10 protein-coding genes are annotated in these 14,476 nt (G+C 73.7%); 4 read left to right on the plus strand and 6 right to left on the minus strand.

The features are described from left to right. Positions 1-112 precede the first annotated feature (112 nt). Positions 113-1,108 (plus strand): PHP domain-containing protein, encoded by a 996-nt coding sequence (locus GC092_RS01335; RefSeq protein ID WP_324013640.1) that lies wholly within the window; start codon positions 113-115, stop codon positions 1,106-1,108. Between the two features lie 7 nt (positions 1,109-1,115). Here GC092_RS01335 and GC092_RS01340 read toward each other — a convergent pair whose 3' ends face one another. From GC092_RS01340 to GC092_RS01355, 4 genes are read right to left on the minus strand one after another with little or no spacing between them, the layout of a single operon-like run. After that, a complete protein-coding gene (locus GC092_RS01340) occupies positions 1,116-2,042 on the minus strand; it encodes a GlxA family transcriptional regulator (protein ID WP_416383301.1) in 927 nt (308 codons plus the stop codon). 40 nt (positions 2,043-2,082) lie between these two features. Next, positions 2,083-5,583 carry a thiol reductant ABC exporter subunit CydC gene (cydC, locus tag GC092_RS01345; protein ID WP_324013641.1) on the minus strand — a complete coding sequence of 1,167 codons (3,501 nt, stop codon included), beginning with the start codon at positions 5,581-5,583 and terminating at the stop codon, positions 2,083-2,085. Beyond that, complete coding sequence (gene cydB / locus GC092_RS01350; RefSeq protein ID WP_324013642.1) at positions 5,580-6,617, minus strand: cytochrome d ubiquinol oxidase subunit II; 1,038 nt, start codon at positions 6,615-6,617, stop codon at positions 5,580-5,582. The genes cydC and cydB overlap by 4 nt, the downstream gene beginning before the upstream one ends. A 20-nt stretch (positions 6,618-6,637) precedes the next feature. Further along, positions 6,638-8,215 carry a cytochrome ubiquinol oxidase subunit I gene (locus GC092_RS01355; RefSeq protein WP_271173020.1) on the minus strand — a complete coding sequence of 526 codons (1,578 nt, stop codon included), beginning with the start codon at positions 8,213-8,215 and terminating at the stop codon, positions 6,638-6,640. A 164-nt stretch (positions 8,216-8,379) separates the two neighbouring features. On the opposite strand from GC092_RS01355, the gene GC092_RS01360 reads away from it, so the two are divergent. Both GC092_RS01360 and GC092_RS01365 read left to right on the plus strand, forming a co-directional pair. Then, positions 8,380-8,739 carry a BlaI/MecI/CopY family transcriptional regulator gene (locus GC092_RS01360; protein ID WP_271173019.1) on the plus strand — a complete coding sequence of 120 codons (360 nt, stop codon included), beginning with the start codon at positions 8,380-8,382 and terminating at the stop codon, positions 8,737-8,739. An 11-nt stretch (positions 8,740-8,750) separates the two neighbouring features. After that, positions 8,751-9,563, plus strand: coding sequence for a M56 family metallopeptidase (locus tag GC092_RS01365; RefSeq protein ID WP_282978863.1), 813 nt, complete (start codon positions 8,751-8,753; stop codon positions 9,561-9,563). Positions 9,564-9,566: 3 nt separating this feature from the next. Here the strand turns inward: GC092_RS01365 and GC092_RS01370 are convergent, their stop codons facing one another. Beyond that, positions 9,567-10,541: a LacI family DNA-binding transcriptional regulator gene (locus tag GC092_RS01370; RefSeq protein WP_324013647.1), complete on the minus strand. Its 975-nt coding sequence runs from the start codon at positions 10,539-10,541 to the stop codon at positions 9,567-9,569. 105 nt (positions 10,542-10,646) lie between these two features. Between GC092_RS01370 and GC092_RS01375 the strand changes: the two genes are divergently transcribed. Next, positions 10,647-12,866 carry a beta-glucosidase family protein gene (locus tag GC092_RS01375; RefSeq protein ID WP_324013648.1) on the plus strand — a complete coding sequence of 740 codons (2,220 nt, stop codon included), beginning with the start codon at positions 10,647-10,649 and terminating at the stop codon, positions 12,864-12,866. Between the two features lie 368 nt (positions 12,867-13,234). On the opposite strand, the gene GC092_RS01380 is transcribed toward GC092_RS01375, so the two are convergent. Then, the gene (locus tag GC092_RS01380) at positions 13,235-14,413 is read right to left on the minus strand and encodes an ROK family transcriptional regulator (protein WP_324013649.1); all 1,179 of its coding nucleotides are present in this window, start codon (positions 14,411-14,413) and stop codon (positions 13,235-13,237) included. Positions 14,414-14,476 lie beyond the last annotated feature (63 nt).

Here is a 14,476-nt window from a genome sequence, read left to right on the forward strand (position 1 = left end):
CCGGATGGCGCGCGGACGACAGCGGCGTGATGGACAGCGTCCGCAAGGATCTCGCCATCCCTGCTCGTCGTGCGGCCGTGCCGTGTCGAGCCCGCGCGGCAGACTGGCAGCCATGGACCCGCTCGACGCGCTCACCGAGATCGCCTACCTGCTCGAGCGCGAGCGGTCGTCGCGCTACAAGTCGAAGGCGTTCCGCACCGCGGCCGATGTCGTGGCGGGTCTCTCGCCCGAGGAGCTGCGCGACGCGGCGCGGCTGCGGCGTCGGCAGGGGATCGGCGAGTCGACCTTCCGCGTCATCCAGGAAGCGCTCGCGGGCGAGGTGCCGGCATACCTCGCCGATCTGCGCGAGCGCACAGGGGGCGCCGGCCGCAGCGCCCTCCGCGGCCTCCTGCGCGGCGACCTCCACAGCCACTCCGACTGGTCGGATGGCCTCACCCCGATCGACCTCATGGTCGCGGCGGCCCGGCGGCTGGGCCACGAGTACCTCGCGCTCACCGACCACTCGCCCCGCCTCACGGTGGCGAACGGGCTCTCGGCCGAGCGGCTCGAGCGGCAGCTCGAGGTCGTCGCGACGCTCTCGGACGAGGGGTTCACGCTCCTGAGCGGCATCGAGGTCGACATCCTCGACGACGGCGCGCTCGATCAGGACGACGCCCTGCTCGCGCGCCTCGACGTCGTCGTGGCGAGCGTGCACTCGAGACTGCGGATGGACGCCGCGAGCATGACCCGCCGCATGCTCGGCGCCATCCGCAACCCCCGCACGCGCGTGCTCGGCCACTGCACGGGGCGGCTCGTCGAGGGCGCACGCGGCACGAGGCCGCCCTCCGCGTTCGACGCGCACGCGGTCTTCGCGGCATGCGCCGAGCACGACGTCGCCGTGGAGATCAATGCGCGCCCCGAGCGCCAGGATCCGCCGGACGAGCTCATCGCCCTCGCACTCGAGCAGGGATGCCTGTTCTCGATCGACAGCGACGCGCACGCCCCCGGGCAGCTCTCGCTGCTCGACTACGGAGCAGAACGGGCCGAGCGCGCGGGCGTCCCGCCCGAGCGCATCGTCACGACGTGGCCCCTCGAGCGGCTGCGGGCGTGGCTCGAGCGCACCGCGTGAGCGCGGGCTACTCGCCCTGCGTGAACGTCCGCCGGTAGTCGGTCGGGGTCGTCCCGAGGATCCGCTGGAAGTGCAGGCGGAGGTTCGCTCCCGTGCCGAGCCCGACATCCGCCGCGATCTGCTCGACGCTCCGCTCGGATCTCTCCAGCAGCTCGCGCGCGAGGTCGATCCGCGCGCGCATGATCCACTGCATCGGCGTGTAGCCGGTGTCTTCGACGAATCGGCGCGAGAAGGTCCGCGGCGAGACCGCGGCGTGCCGCGCGAGCACCTCGAGGGTGAGCGGGTCGCCGAGGCGGTGCAGCGCCCACTCGCGGGTCGCCGCGAACCGCTCGCCGATGGGCTCGGGCACGCTGCGCGGCACGTACTGCGCCTGGCCTCCGCTGCGATACGGCGCGGCGACGAGCCGCCGTGCGGCATGATTCGACGCGGCGACGCCCAGGTCGGAGCGGAGGATGTGCAGGCACAGGTCGATCCCCGACGCCGCGCCCGCCGAGGTGAGGACGCTGCCCTCGTCGACGAACAGCACGTTCTCGTCGACGCGGACACGCGGGTGCCGGCGCGCGAGCGCGCGCGTGTAGTGCCAGTGGGTGGTCGCGCGGCGTCCGTCGAGGAGGCCGGTCGCCGCGAGCGCGAACGCCCCCGTGCTGATCGCGGCCAGGCGCGCTCCGCGCGCGTGGGCCGCGATGAGCGCCTCGACGACCGCCGCGGGCGGGTCGTCCTGGTCGGGGGCGCGGTAGCCCGGGATGAAGACGATGTCGGCCCACTCGAGCGCCTCGAGCCCGTGGGCGACATGGTAGGAGAGGCCGTCGCCGCCCGTGACGAGACCGGGTGCGGGGCCGCAGACGCGCACTTCGTACGGCATGCTCGCGCGGGTCGTGAAGACCTGCGCGGGGATGCCGACGTCGAGCGGCTTCGCGCCCTCGAGCACGATCACCGCGACGCGGCGCAGCTCGGACCGCGGGGGAGACACGGCACTACTCTCGCACGGACCCCAGCTGCACGACCGCGTCATCGGGACGACGGTCGTCGGCCCGGTGCGACACGAGCACGACGACGCGATCCGCGGTCGCACCGCGGACATCCGCCATCATCGCGGCGGCCGTCGGGGCGTCGAGGTGCGCGGTCGGCTCGTCGAGCAGGATGACGTCGGCGCGCGCGAGGAGCGCGCGGGCGACCGCGAGGCGCTGGCGCTCGCCGCCGGACAGGGCGGAGCCGCCGGCTCCCACCCGCGTCGCGAGCCCGTCGGGCAGCGCGTCGAGGAGAGCGCCGAGACCGGCCAGCGCGAGGGCGTCGTGCAGCGCCGCGTCGTCGGGCGCGTCGTCGTGCGCGCGGGCGAGCAGGAGGTTGCCGCGCAGCGTCGAGTCGAAGACGTAGGCGTCCTGCGGGCACCAGGCCACACGCGAGCGCCAGGCGCGCTCGTCGAGCGACGGGAGCGGCGCCTCGTCGGCGCGGATCTCGCCGTGCGCGACGGGGAGGGCGCCCATGATCGCCGAGAGGAGGGTCGACTTGCCCGATCCCGACGGGCCTTCGAGGACGAGCCAGCGTCCGCGTGCGGCCCGGCCAGAGACATCCGTCACGGCGGGGCGCGATGTGCCGGGGTACCGGACGGCGACGTCGTCGAGCGCGACCGAGGCGACGGGCTCCGCGAGGGCGCCGTCGCCCCACGGCGCGGATGGGGCGGGCCGCAGCACGGGCGCGAGGCGGCGCACGACCGCGCGCAGGGCCGGCAGCCGGTGGGCGGCCGTGACGAGGCCCGCGATCGGCTCGAGCACGGCGAGCGCGAGGAGCGCGATCACCGACACCTGCTCGGCCGGCGAAGCGGGGGAGAGGAGCGCGACCATGCACGCGAGGATCGACGTCGCCGCCGTGACGACGGCGCCGCCGAGCCCCGCGGCCCAGGCGGCGCGGCGCTCGGCCTGGGCGAGGCGCGCCGCGGCGGCGTCGAGCTCCGCGAGAGCCGCCTCGGAGGCGCCGTTCCCCCGGAGATCGGCGGACGCCGAGGCGAGGGCCGACGTGCCGCGGACGATCTCGGAGCGGGCGGCGACGCGTGCGCGGCCCGCCCCCCGCTCGGACGCGATCGCGAGCGCGGCGGCGACGGCGGCGGCCGCCGCGAGCACGACGAGGACGAGCAGGGCGAGGTGCGGCACGACGAACCAGGTCGTGACGGAGGCGCCGAGGATGACGAGGACGCCGATCGCGAGCGGCGCGACGACGCGGGGGAGCTGGTCGCGCAGATCGTCGGAGAGCGTCACGAGGTAGTCGACGGGCGCCCCGCCCTCGAGGAGACGGCGGGAGCCCGCGCCGCGCGCCGCGATCGCGCGCCACAGACGCAGCCGCAGGTCGTCGACCGTCCGGAACGCCGCGCTGTGCGTCACGAGGCGCTCGGCGTAGCGGCCCACGGAGCGCCCGATGCCGAACGCCCGCACGCCGACGATCGCGACGAGGAGGTACATGATGTACTCCTCGACGCTCGCCCGGACGATGAGCCATCCCGAGACCGCCGTGAGCGCGAGACCCAGCCCGGTCGCGATGACGCCGAGCCCGACGGCGCCCGCCCACGCCCCGAGGTGCGGCCGGACGAGAGACGCGAGCGTGACGCCATCCGCCGGGCCATCCGCTGTGCCATTCGCCGGGCCGGCCGGGGCGGAGGCCGCTTCATGCATGTCTCGGTTGTTGCGGGTGACGGCGCCCGTTTCTGTCGTCGAGTGAGACATGCTGGCCGGGGCGGCGGTCGCCGGGGCGTGCGGGGCGGCGGCTCCGCCGACCGGAACCGTCATCGTCGCGAGGGCGAGCGTCTCGGGCTCGTGGCTCGCGAGCACGACCGTCGCCCGCGCGGCGCGATGCAGGATGGCCGCGCGCACGCGCTCCGCCGCGGCACGGTCGAGGTGCGCGGTCGGCTCGTCGAGCACGAGCAGCCGCGCGCCCGCGTCGACCCGGGCGAGGGCGCGCGCGACCGCGAGACGACGCAGCTCGCCGGGGCTGAGCTCGGGGATCGCGGCCTCGGCGACGTGCGCGAGACCGAGCTCGGCGAGAGCGGCTTCCGGGTCCGGCGCACCGTGCAGCGCGAGCTCCGCCCGGGGCGTGGCCGCGAACGCGCGCGCGGCCTGCGGGGCCCAGCCGGCGCCATCCGCCCCGGTGATCGTCCCGGTGACCTCGGCGTCCGCGGGGAGCGTCCCCGTCAGCGCGGCGAGCAGCGTGGACTTGCCCGAGCCGCTCGGCCCCGCGACCGAGACGATGCCCGACAGGTCGGCGTTCAGCCCCTCGACCACGGGCCGATCGCGCCCCGCGTACCGCACGGCGACGTCCTCGAGCCGCACCGGGGGCAGGGGATTCCGTCGAGAGCAGGACGATTCGGGCATCCGCGCCCTGATCTCGGCGGATTGTCCTGCGGTGGGCGAGGGGGAAGGGGCGGATGTCGCGGCGGGCTCCGCGCGCCCCCGCGAGCGGATGTCGCGCGCGAGCGGGCGCGCGAGGAGCGCCTTCGCGCGCTCGAGCGCGGCGAGGCCGTCCTGCGAGGCGTGGAACGCGGTGCCGACCTCGCGCAGCGCCGCGTAGCACTCGGGCGCGAGGATGAGGGCGAGCAGCGCCGGCTCGAGCTCCATCGTCCCGTCGAGAAGCCGGAGCCCCAGGAACACGGCGACGATCGCGACCGAGATCGTCGCGATGAGCTCGAGCGCGAGCGCCGACAGGAACGCCCAGCGCAGCGTCTCCTGCGTGCGCGCACGGTAGGCGCCCTGGATGCCGTCGAGGGCGCGGGTCTGCTCCTCGACCCGGCCCAGCCCGACGAGCACGGGAAGGCCGCGCGCCAGCTCGGCCAGGTGATCGGCGAGACGGGTGAGCGCCGACAGCGCCGCGTCGGTGCGCTGCTGCGTGTGCCGGCCGATGAGGATCATGAACAGGGGCACGAGCGGCACCGTGAGGACGACGACCGCGGCGCTCAGCCAGTCGGCGCCGAGGATCCGCAGGCCTACGATGAGGGGCACGACCGCGGCCGCGATGAGCGCGGGCAGCGACTGCACGCAGTAGTCGTCGAGGTCGTCGAGCCCGTCCGCGGCGAGGACGGCGGTCCCGCCGCCGTCGACGTCGCCCGCGGCGATGCGGCGCCAGAGCCGCGCGCGCAGGTCGCGCTTGACGTCCGACGCGATGCGGCGCGCCGCGACCGAGGTCGCCCACTCCGCGCCGGCCCTCAGCAGCGCGCCCGCGAGACCTGCGACGAGCACAGCGCGGATGCCCGCGGCATCGAGGCCGCCCGTCGCGAGGCCGCCGATCCCGCGGGCGACCGCGTCGGCGATGAGCACGAGGCCGACCGCCCGCAGCGCCGCGAGCACGCCGAGCGCGACGAGGCGCGCGCGCGGCACGGGGCCGAGGTCCGGCCGCCGGAACCCGGGGGCCGCTGCCGCGCGCTCGGCCTCGATGGCCCACGGATCGATGCCGGGCTCGCGGATGGCCCGCGCGCGGGCCGCGGGGGCGGTCACCGCGCGCGCAGGGCCGCGGGGAGCACGACGTGCGCGTCGGGGATCATGCCCGGCGTCACGCGCTTGCGGAAGATCCAGTAGCTCCACGCCTGGTAGAGGATCACGACCGGAAGGCCCACGCACGCGACGACCGTCATGACCCCCAGCGTGTACTCGCCGCTCGCCGCGTTCCAGACCGTGAGGTCGAAGGCGGAGTCGACCGTCGACGGCAGGACGCGCGGGAACATGCCCGCGAAGATCGCGCCCGCGCCGAAGAGGCCGAAGCCGGCGTAGCCGAGGAACGCCCGCCCCTCGCGGCGGCGGCGCGCGTTCGCCCATCCGAGCGCCGCGGCGACCACGGCGAGGCCGACGAGCGCCCACGAGAGGGGCGTCCCGCCGTGGGCGAGCTGCACCCACAGGGCCCAGACGGCCGCGGGCACGAGGCAGAGCGGCGCCCAGCGCGCGGCGAAGCGCCCCGCGCGCTCGCGCACCGGACCATCCGCCTTGAGCCCGAGGAAGGTCGCCGCGTGGGCGAGAGCGAAGCCGACGACCGCGAGACCGCCCACGATCGCGGGCAGGGTCAGCCAGACGAACGGCCCGCCGACGCGATCGCCGTTCTCGTTCAGGGGGAGCCCGGTCGACGTGAGCGCGAGCGCTGCGCCGACGCAGAACGCGACGACGATCGAGCCGACGCCGATGCCGTAGGTCCAGATGCGGGCCCAGCGCGCCGTCGCGACCTTGCCGCGGTACTCGATCCCGACCGCGCGGACGATGAGGCCGAGCAGCATGATCGTGAGCGGGAGGTAGAGCGCCGAGAAGAGCGACGCGTACCAGTGCGGGAAGGCCGCGAAGATCGCCGCGCCGGCCGTGATCAGCCACACCTCATTGCCATCCCACACGGGGCCGATCGTGTTGAGCATGACGCGGCGATCGCGGTCGTCGCGCGTGCCGAGGATCATGTGCATCCCGACGCCGAGGTCGAATCCCTCGAGCAGGAGGTAGCCGGTCCACAGGATGGCGATCGCGATGAACCAGAAGACGGGGAGCGTGTCCATGGGGGTTCCTCTGCAGTCGGTCAGTAGGCGAACGCGAGCACGTCGTCTCGCTGCGCGTCGTCGTCGGGATGGTCGTCGTCGCGCGGGTGGGACAGCTCGGGCATCGCGCTCGCGACGCCTCCGCGCACGTACGTGGTGAGGAGGAAGAGCTCGACGACGAGGAGCACCGCGTACACCGAGGCGAGCGCGATCACGGAGAAGAGGAGCTCGCCCGCGGTGACGCCGGGCGAGACCGCCGCCGCCGTGAACATGAACACCCCGTCGACGCCGGTCGCGTCGGGGTTCGGCGCCACGACGAACGGCTGGCGGCCCATCTCGGTGAAGATCCAGCCCGCGATGTTCGCCGCGAACGGCGCGAGGATGCCGAGCAGGGCGAGCCGCATGATCCACGGCGAGCGCGGGACCGTGCCCTTGCGGGTCAGCCACAGCGCGACGACCGCGGCCGCCGCGACGATCCCGCCGAGCCCGATCATGAGGCGGAAGCCCCAGTAGGTCACCCACATGACGGGCACGTACTCGACCTCGCTGCCCGCGCGGTCGCCGTAGAGCGCGTCGTCGGGGATCGTCTCGCCGTACTGGTCGACGTACTGCGGCTCGAGGTCGCTGATGCCGGGCATCTCGGCGCCCCACTCGCCGGTGCCGAGGAAGCCGAGCACGCCGGGCACCTCGATGAGCGTGATGACGTCGGAGCAGTCGCGGGAGCCCGGGTCGCCGAGGGAGAGCACCGAGAAGGCCGAGCCGGTGTGGCAGGCCGCCTCGGCGGCGGCCATCTTCATCGGCTGCTGCTCGTACATGAGCTTGCCCTGGATGTCGCCGGTCAGCACCGTGCCGCCGAACCCGAGGATCGCGACGACCGCGCCGATCCGGAGCGACCACAGCCACACGCCGTGGTCCTTCTCGTCGCGACCGGGGACATCCGCTCGCCCGACGACCACGCGGCCGTCGGCGCCGACCGTGTCGATGCCGTCGTGGCGGCGGCGCCAGAGGTGGTACCAGGAGAGGCCGAGGAGGAACATCCCCGAGACCACGAGCGCACCGAAGATCGTGTGGGTGAAGGCCGCGATCGCGGTGTTGTTCGTGAGGACGGCCCAGATGTCGGTCATGACGGGGCGGCCGTCGGCACCGAGCTCGACGCCGACGGGGTGCTGCATCCACGAGTTCGCGACGATGATGAAGTACGCCGAGGCCCACGAGCCGATCACCGCGCACCACAGCGCGGCGAGGTGGAGCCCCTTGCGCAGCCGACCCCATCCGAAGATCCAGATCCCGAGGAAGGTCGATTCGGCGAAGAAGGCCAGCAGGCCCTCGAGCGCGAGCGGGGCGCCGAACACGTCGCCGACGAAGCGCGAGTACTCGCTCCAGGCCATCCCGAACTGGAACTCCTGCACGAGGCCGGTCGCGACGCCGACGATGAAGTTGATGAGGTAGAGCTTCCCCCAGAACTTCGTCATGCGCAGGAAGCGCTCGTCGCCCGTGCGGACCCACGCGGTCTGCAGCACGGCGACCGTCATGCCGAGCCCGAGCGTGAGCGGGACCATGAGGAAGTGGTAGACGGTCGTGATGCCGAACTGCCAGCGGGCGATGTCGAGGACGTCCACGCGCGTTCTCCTTCGGGAGGTGTGGGCCGGACGCCGCGTCCGGCCGGAACCAATTCTACGCCGTGTAGAACTAGTTCGACAGAGCATAGAAGAAATTCGACCGGGGGTAGAATTGGCGCAGGCGGTCGGATGGCGCGGCCGCGACACGAGGCGAGGAGGTGCGCATGGGAACGCTCGGCGAACTCGAACGCGCCGTCATGGATGCGGTGTGGGACGCGCAGATGCCCATGACCGCGTATGACGTCAAGGAGCAGCTCGAGCAGGATCAGGGGCGCGCGCTCGCCGCGACGACCCTGCTGACCGTGCTGTCCCGTCTCGAGAAGAAGGGCTTCGTGGCCTCCGACCGATCGGTGCGCCCGCACCGCTACACGGCCGTCGCCTCGCGCGCCGACCACGTCGCGGAGCTCATGCACGAGGTGCTCGGCGAGTCGGCCGACCGGATGGCCGTGCTCGAGCGCTTCGTGGGCGGGGTCTCCGACGAGGACGCGGCGGTGCTGCGCAAGCTCCTGCGCGGCGGGGTCTGATCGAGCCGCCCGTGACGCGCATCGGAGCCGTCGTCGGATCCGGGCTCGACGGCGCCCTCGTCATCCCCCACGAGACGATCGTGTGGGGAGCGGTCGTCCTCGGCCTCTTCGCCCTCGCCCTCGCGTGGCCCGTTCCGGTCGCGTTCTCCCGCGCGGCGTGGCCCATGCGGGCTCCCGTCGTCGCGCTGCTCCTGTGGCAGGCGATCGGCCTCGCGGGTGGACTGTCGATGATCGCGGCCCTCGCGCTCGCCGGATATGCGGTCGCCCCCGGCCATCCGCTTCTCGCGCTCGTGCCCGCCGCCGCGTTCACGGTGTACCTGCTCGCCCACCTCGGCGTGACGATCGCGCAGGTGGTCCGGCAGCGGCGGCGCCACCACGCCCTCCTCGACATGCTGACGTCGCCGCACCCCACCCGCGCCCGCACGCGCGTGCTCGACGACGCCGTCCCCGTCGCCTACTGCCTGCCGCGCGGCGTCGGCTCGGTCACCGTCCTGTCGCAGGGGCTCCTCGACCGGCTCGACCCGGACGAGCTCGTCGCCGTCATCGCGCACGAGCGCGCGCACGTCGAGCAGCGCCACGACCTGCTGCTGCTCGCGTTCCGGGCATGGCGTGCCGCGCTGCCGTGGTTCCCCATCGCGGCCCTCGCCGAGGCGGAGGTCGCGGCGCTCGTCGAGATGCTCGCCGACGACCATGCGCGCCGCGAGGTGCGCGACGAGGTCCTGGCTCGGGCCATCCTGCACGTGGGTGCGACGGGTGTCTCCGGCGCCGAGGTCGTGTCGGGCTCCACGCGCGTGAGCGACCGCTTCCGCCGGCTCGCGGCGTAGGGCCTACGCCGACTCGCGCACGATGACCCGCGGCGCCGTGCGGGGGAGCACGGGCTGCTCGCCCGCGAGGATCGCATCGATCGTCGCGAGGTCGACGTCGGCGTCCGCCACGTCGCCCTGGGCGACGGTCGTCAGCTGCGGGAACGTGCGCCGCGCGACGGGGAGGTCGTCGATGCCCATGACCGCGAGCTCATCGGGAAGCGCGATGCCGGCGCGGCGAGCGGCGCCCAGCACGCCGACCGCGACCTCGTCGTTGTAGGCGGCGACGGCCGTGACGCCCTCGTTGCGCAGGCGCCGCAGCTCACGGGCGAGCGGCTCCTGATCGAGCAGGGGGATGGCCGTGAGCACGACCCCGTGCCGTGCGGCAGCCGTGCGGGCGCCGGCCAGCCGCAGCTCCGACAGGCCCGCGAGCTCGGGCTCGGGCGGCGCGACGTAGGCCACCGAGCGGTGCCCGCGGCCGGCGAGGTGCGCGACCTGCACCTCCGCGATGTCGCGGATCCCTGCGCTCGACGGCGTGGCGAAGACCCGCGCGACGCCGGCCTCGCGGATGCGTCGGATGATGTCGTCGGAGAGCTCCCCGAGCGCGAGCACGGTGGTCGGGTGCAGGCGCTGCGCGAGCGTCACGAGAACCTCGCCGCCGGCGTCGGCGCCCGTGTACTGGTTCACCACCGGCACGTATCCGCGCTCGACGAGCGCCCTCGAGAGCGTGCGGGTCGCCGTCGCGACGAGCTCGCCCGGCGGGATGGTGCTCGTGTCGATCACGACGATCCCTGTGCTCCCGGATGCCAGCGCGCGAGCGTGCACGCTCGGCACGTACCCGAGGTCGGCGGCGGCCTGCAGCACGCGGCGGCGCGTCGGCTCAGGGATCGTCTGGCCCGGGGTGTCGTTGAGGACGTAGCTCACGGTGGCGCGCGAGACGCCGCTCGCGCGCGCCACATCGGCGGCGGTGACGCGGCCGGCTCGTCGGGAGGTGGTCATGGGCGTCCTTGCTTTCCGAGGAGGATCCCGATACATTCAACCCTACACTTAAGCGCGTAAGTGATCTCGGAGCCGAGGTCGCCGCGGACGAGAAAGGCCTCCCTGATGCACGCAGCCGTCTCCCGACTCTCCCTCGACGAGAAGATCTCCCTGCTCACGGGAGACTCGTTCTGGACCACGCGCGGTGTCGAGCACGCGGGCGTGGAGGGGGCGGTCCTCACCGACGGCCCGCACGGCGTCCGCCTGCAGACGGGGAGCGCCGACCACCTCGGCATCAACGACAGCCACCCCGCGACCTCGTTCCCGACGGCCGCGGCGACCGGCTCGACGTGGGACCCCGAGCTGCTCGAGGAGATGGGCGAGGCGCTCGGACGGGAGAGCCGGGCGCTCGGCGTCGACGTGCTGCTCGGCCCCGGTGTCAACATCAAGCGCTCGCCGCTGTGCGGGCGCAACTTCGAGTACTTCTCCGAGGATCCGCTGCTCGCCGGGGCGCTCGGCGCCGGATGGGTCCGCGGGCTCCAGGCGCAGGGTGTCGGGGCCTCGCTCAAGCACTTCGCGGCGAACAACCAGGAGACCGAGCGCATGCGCGTGAGTGCCGAGGTCGACGAGCGCACGCTGCGCGAGATCTACCTTCCGGCTTTCGAGCGCGTCGTGAAGGAGGCCCGGCCGGCCACCGTCATGTGCGCGTACAACCGCATCAACGGCACTTACGCGTCGGAGCATCGGTGGCTGCTGACCGACGTCCTTCGCGACGAGTGGGGCTACGACGGGTACGTCGTGTCGGACTGGGGCGCCGTGAGCAACCCGCCCGCGGCCGTCGCGGCGGGTCTCGACCTCACGATGCCGGCGGCCGGCCCCCGCCACGCCGCGGACATCCGTGCGGCGCTCGACCGCGGCGACCTCGATGAGGCGGCCATCGACCTCGCGGTGTCGCGCATTCTGACCGTGCACGACCGCCTCCGTGCGGCACGGGGCGAGACTCCCGCGGTCGATCATGACGTGCACCACGCTCTCGCCCGCCGGATCGCGGCCGAGAGCACCGTCCTCCTCGCGAACGAGGGCGGCATCCTGCCGCTGTCGGCCGATGAGGGATCGATCGCCGTGATCGGCGAGTTCGCCCGGTCGCCGCGCTACCAGGGCGCCGGGAGCTCGCACATCCAGCCCACGCGCCTCGACGCCGCGCTCGACGCCATCCGCGAGGTCGCGGGCGACGTGTCCTTCGCCGCGGGCTTCCGCCTGGACGGCGAGGCCGATGCCGCGCTCGTCGACGAGGCGGTCGCGGCGGCCCGCGCCGCCCGCACGGTCGTGCTGTTCCTGGGGCTCCCCGCCGAGGACGAGTCCGAGGGGTTCGACCGCACGCACATCGACCTGCCGCGCGTGCAGCGCGACCTCCTCGACGCCGTCCTCGCCGTCAACGAGCGCGTCGTGGTGGTGCTCTCGAACGGCTCCGTCGTCTCGCTCGACGGCATCGTGGGCCGGGCCCCGGCCATCCTCGAGATGTGGCTCGGCGGACAGGCGTCCGGCTCCGCCGCCGCCGACGTGCTCTTCGGAGTCGCCGAGCCGGCGGGGCGCCTCGCCGAGACCATCCCGCTGCGACTTGCCGACAACCCCGCGCACGTGAACTTCCCCGGCAGCCCGAAGAAGGTCGTGTACGGCGAGCGGGTCTACGTCGGGTACCGCTGGTACGACCGCACCGAGCGCGAGGTGGCCTTCCCGTTCGGATTCGGGCTCGGCTACACGACGTTCGAGCTCACGGATGTCGCGGTGTCGGTTCCCGACGCGGGTCGCGCGCACGCCGTGGTCGAGGTGACGGTCTCGAACACGGGTGCGCGCGACGGCGCCGAGGTCGTGCAGGTCTATGTCGGCGACCCCGAGGCGTCGGTCGACCGGCCGGTGCGCGAGCTGCGCGCCTTCCGGAAGGTGCGCCTCGCGGCGGGGGAGTCGACGCGCGTGCGGCTCGAGCTCGACGAGCGTGCATTCGCCTTCTGGGGTGAGACGGGCTGGACCGTCGAGCCCGGCGCGTTCACGGTCGAGGTCGGCACGTCGTCGCGCGACATCGTCGCGACGACCGAGATCGAGCTCGACGTGCCGCCGGTCGTGCCCGAGCTCGACCTCGAGTCGACGATCGGCGACTGGCAGCGTCATCCGGTCGGTCGCGGCGTGCTCGAAGGCGCGCTCGCGGCGCACGGCGGCGCGTCGGCGGCGATCTTCGCCGACCCCGAGATCAGCCGGATGATGGAGTCGATGCCGCTGTGCACGATGCTCGGCTTCGGCGGCGAGGTCGACGGGACGGCCGCGACCGAGGCGCTGCTCGCCCAGGTCTGAGTCGCCGCCAGGGCCGGCCCAGGTCGCAGTTGGCGTCCTCAATCCGCCGGTTTCCGGACGGCAACTGCGACCTGGACAGATGGGCCTTCGTCGGGGTCGCAGTTGGCGTCCTCAAACGGCCGGTTTTCGGACGGCAACTGCGACCTGGACAGACGGCGGCGGTCCGGAGGGATGGATGGCGGATGGGCCTTCGTCGGGGTCGCAGTTCGCGTCCTCAAACGGCCGGTTTTCGGACGGCAACTGCGACCTGGGCAGATGGGCCTTTGTCGGGGTCGCAGTTGGTGTCCTTAAACGGCCGGTTTTCGGACGCGAAGTGCGACCTGGACGGATGGCGGCGGTCCGACGGATGGCGGCCGTCCGGCAGGCGGTCAGGCCGGGGCGAAGGCCGTCGAGAGGCCGGCGGGCGAGAGCGCGTGCTCGACGGCGAGGATGCTCGCGCCGATCACGGCTGCCTTCGACGCGGCGGTCGACTGCACGATCGTGAGGTGCTCGGTCGCGAGCGGGGTGGAGCGCGTGTAGACGATCTCGCGCACCCCGGCGATGAGGTGCTCGCTCACGCGCGCCATCGACCCGCCGATCGAGATGACCGAGGGGTTGAGGAGGCTGACCGACGCGGTGAGCACCTCGCCGATGTCGCGCCCGGCCTGGCGCACCGCCTGGATGGCCTCGAGGCTGCCGTGCTTGACGAGCGCGACGACATCGTCGCCCGTGTGCGCCTCGACGCCCTGGGTGCGCAGCGTGCGGGCGATCGCGGGCCCCGACGCGAGCGCCTCGAGGCACCCGTGGTTGCCGCAGTGGCACGGGACGTCGACGCCACGCGCCACGCGCACGTGCCCGATGTCGCCCGCGATGCCCTGCGCTCCGCGCTGCAGCCGGCCATCCGACACGATGCCCGCGCCGATGCCCGTCGCGACCTTCACGAAGAGGAAGTGGTCGACGCCCGGCCACGCGACCGCGCGCTCGCCGAGCGCCGAGATGTTGACGTCGTTGTCGACGAGCACCGTGACGGGGAAGTGCCGCTGCACCCACGCCGGGACGTCGAAGCGATCCCATCCCGGCATGATCGGCGGATTGACGGGCTGCCCGGTCGAGTGCTCGACCGGGCCGGGCAGGCCGATCCCGATCGCGGCGACGTCGGCCGACGACCGCTCGGTCTCGTCGAGAAGCCGCTGCGCCGACTCGACGAGCCACGTGAGCACCACCTCGGGGCCCTGCGCGATCTCGACGCGCTCGCTCGCCTCGGCGAGGATGGCGCCGGTCAGGTCGGTGATCGCGACGTTCGCATGCGACGCGCCCAGGTCGGCGGCGACGACCACCTTCGCGGACGGGTTGAGCGCGAACTGCGACGGCGGGCGTCCGCCCGTGGAGACGGCGTCGGCGACCGCCGTGATGAGCCCCATGCGCATGAGCTCGTCGACCCGCGCGGCGACCGTCGACCGCGCGAGCCCCGTCGACTTGGCGAGCTCGGCGCGCGTGCGCGGCACGCCGTCGCGGAGCAGCTGGAAGAGGTCGCCGACGTCGGCGCGCCCCGTCGGGCTATCGGACATGCGCACTCACCTTCTCGCGCCGGCAGAAGTCGGCCGACTTCTGCCGTGATCCGTCATCCTACG

Origin of the sequence: Microbacterium sp. JZ37 (assembly GCF_035188445.1) — a bacterium.
Taxonomy (GTDB): domain Bacteria; phylum Actinomycetota; class Actinomycetes; order Actinomycetales; family Microbacteriaceae; genus Microbacterium; species Microbacterium barkeri.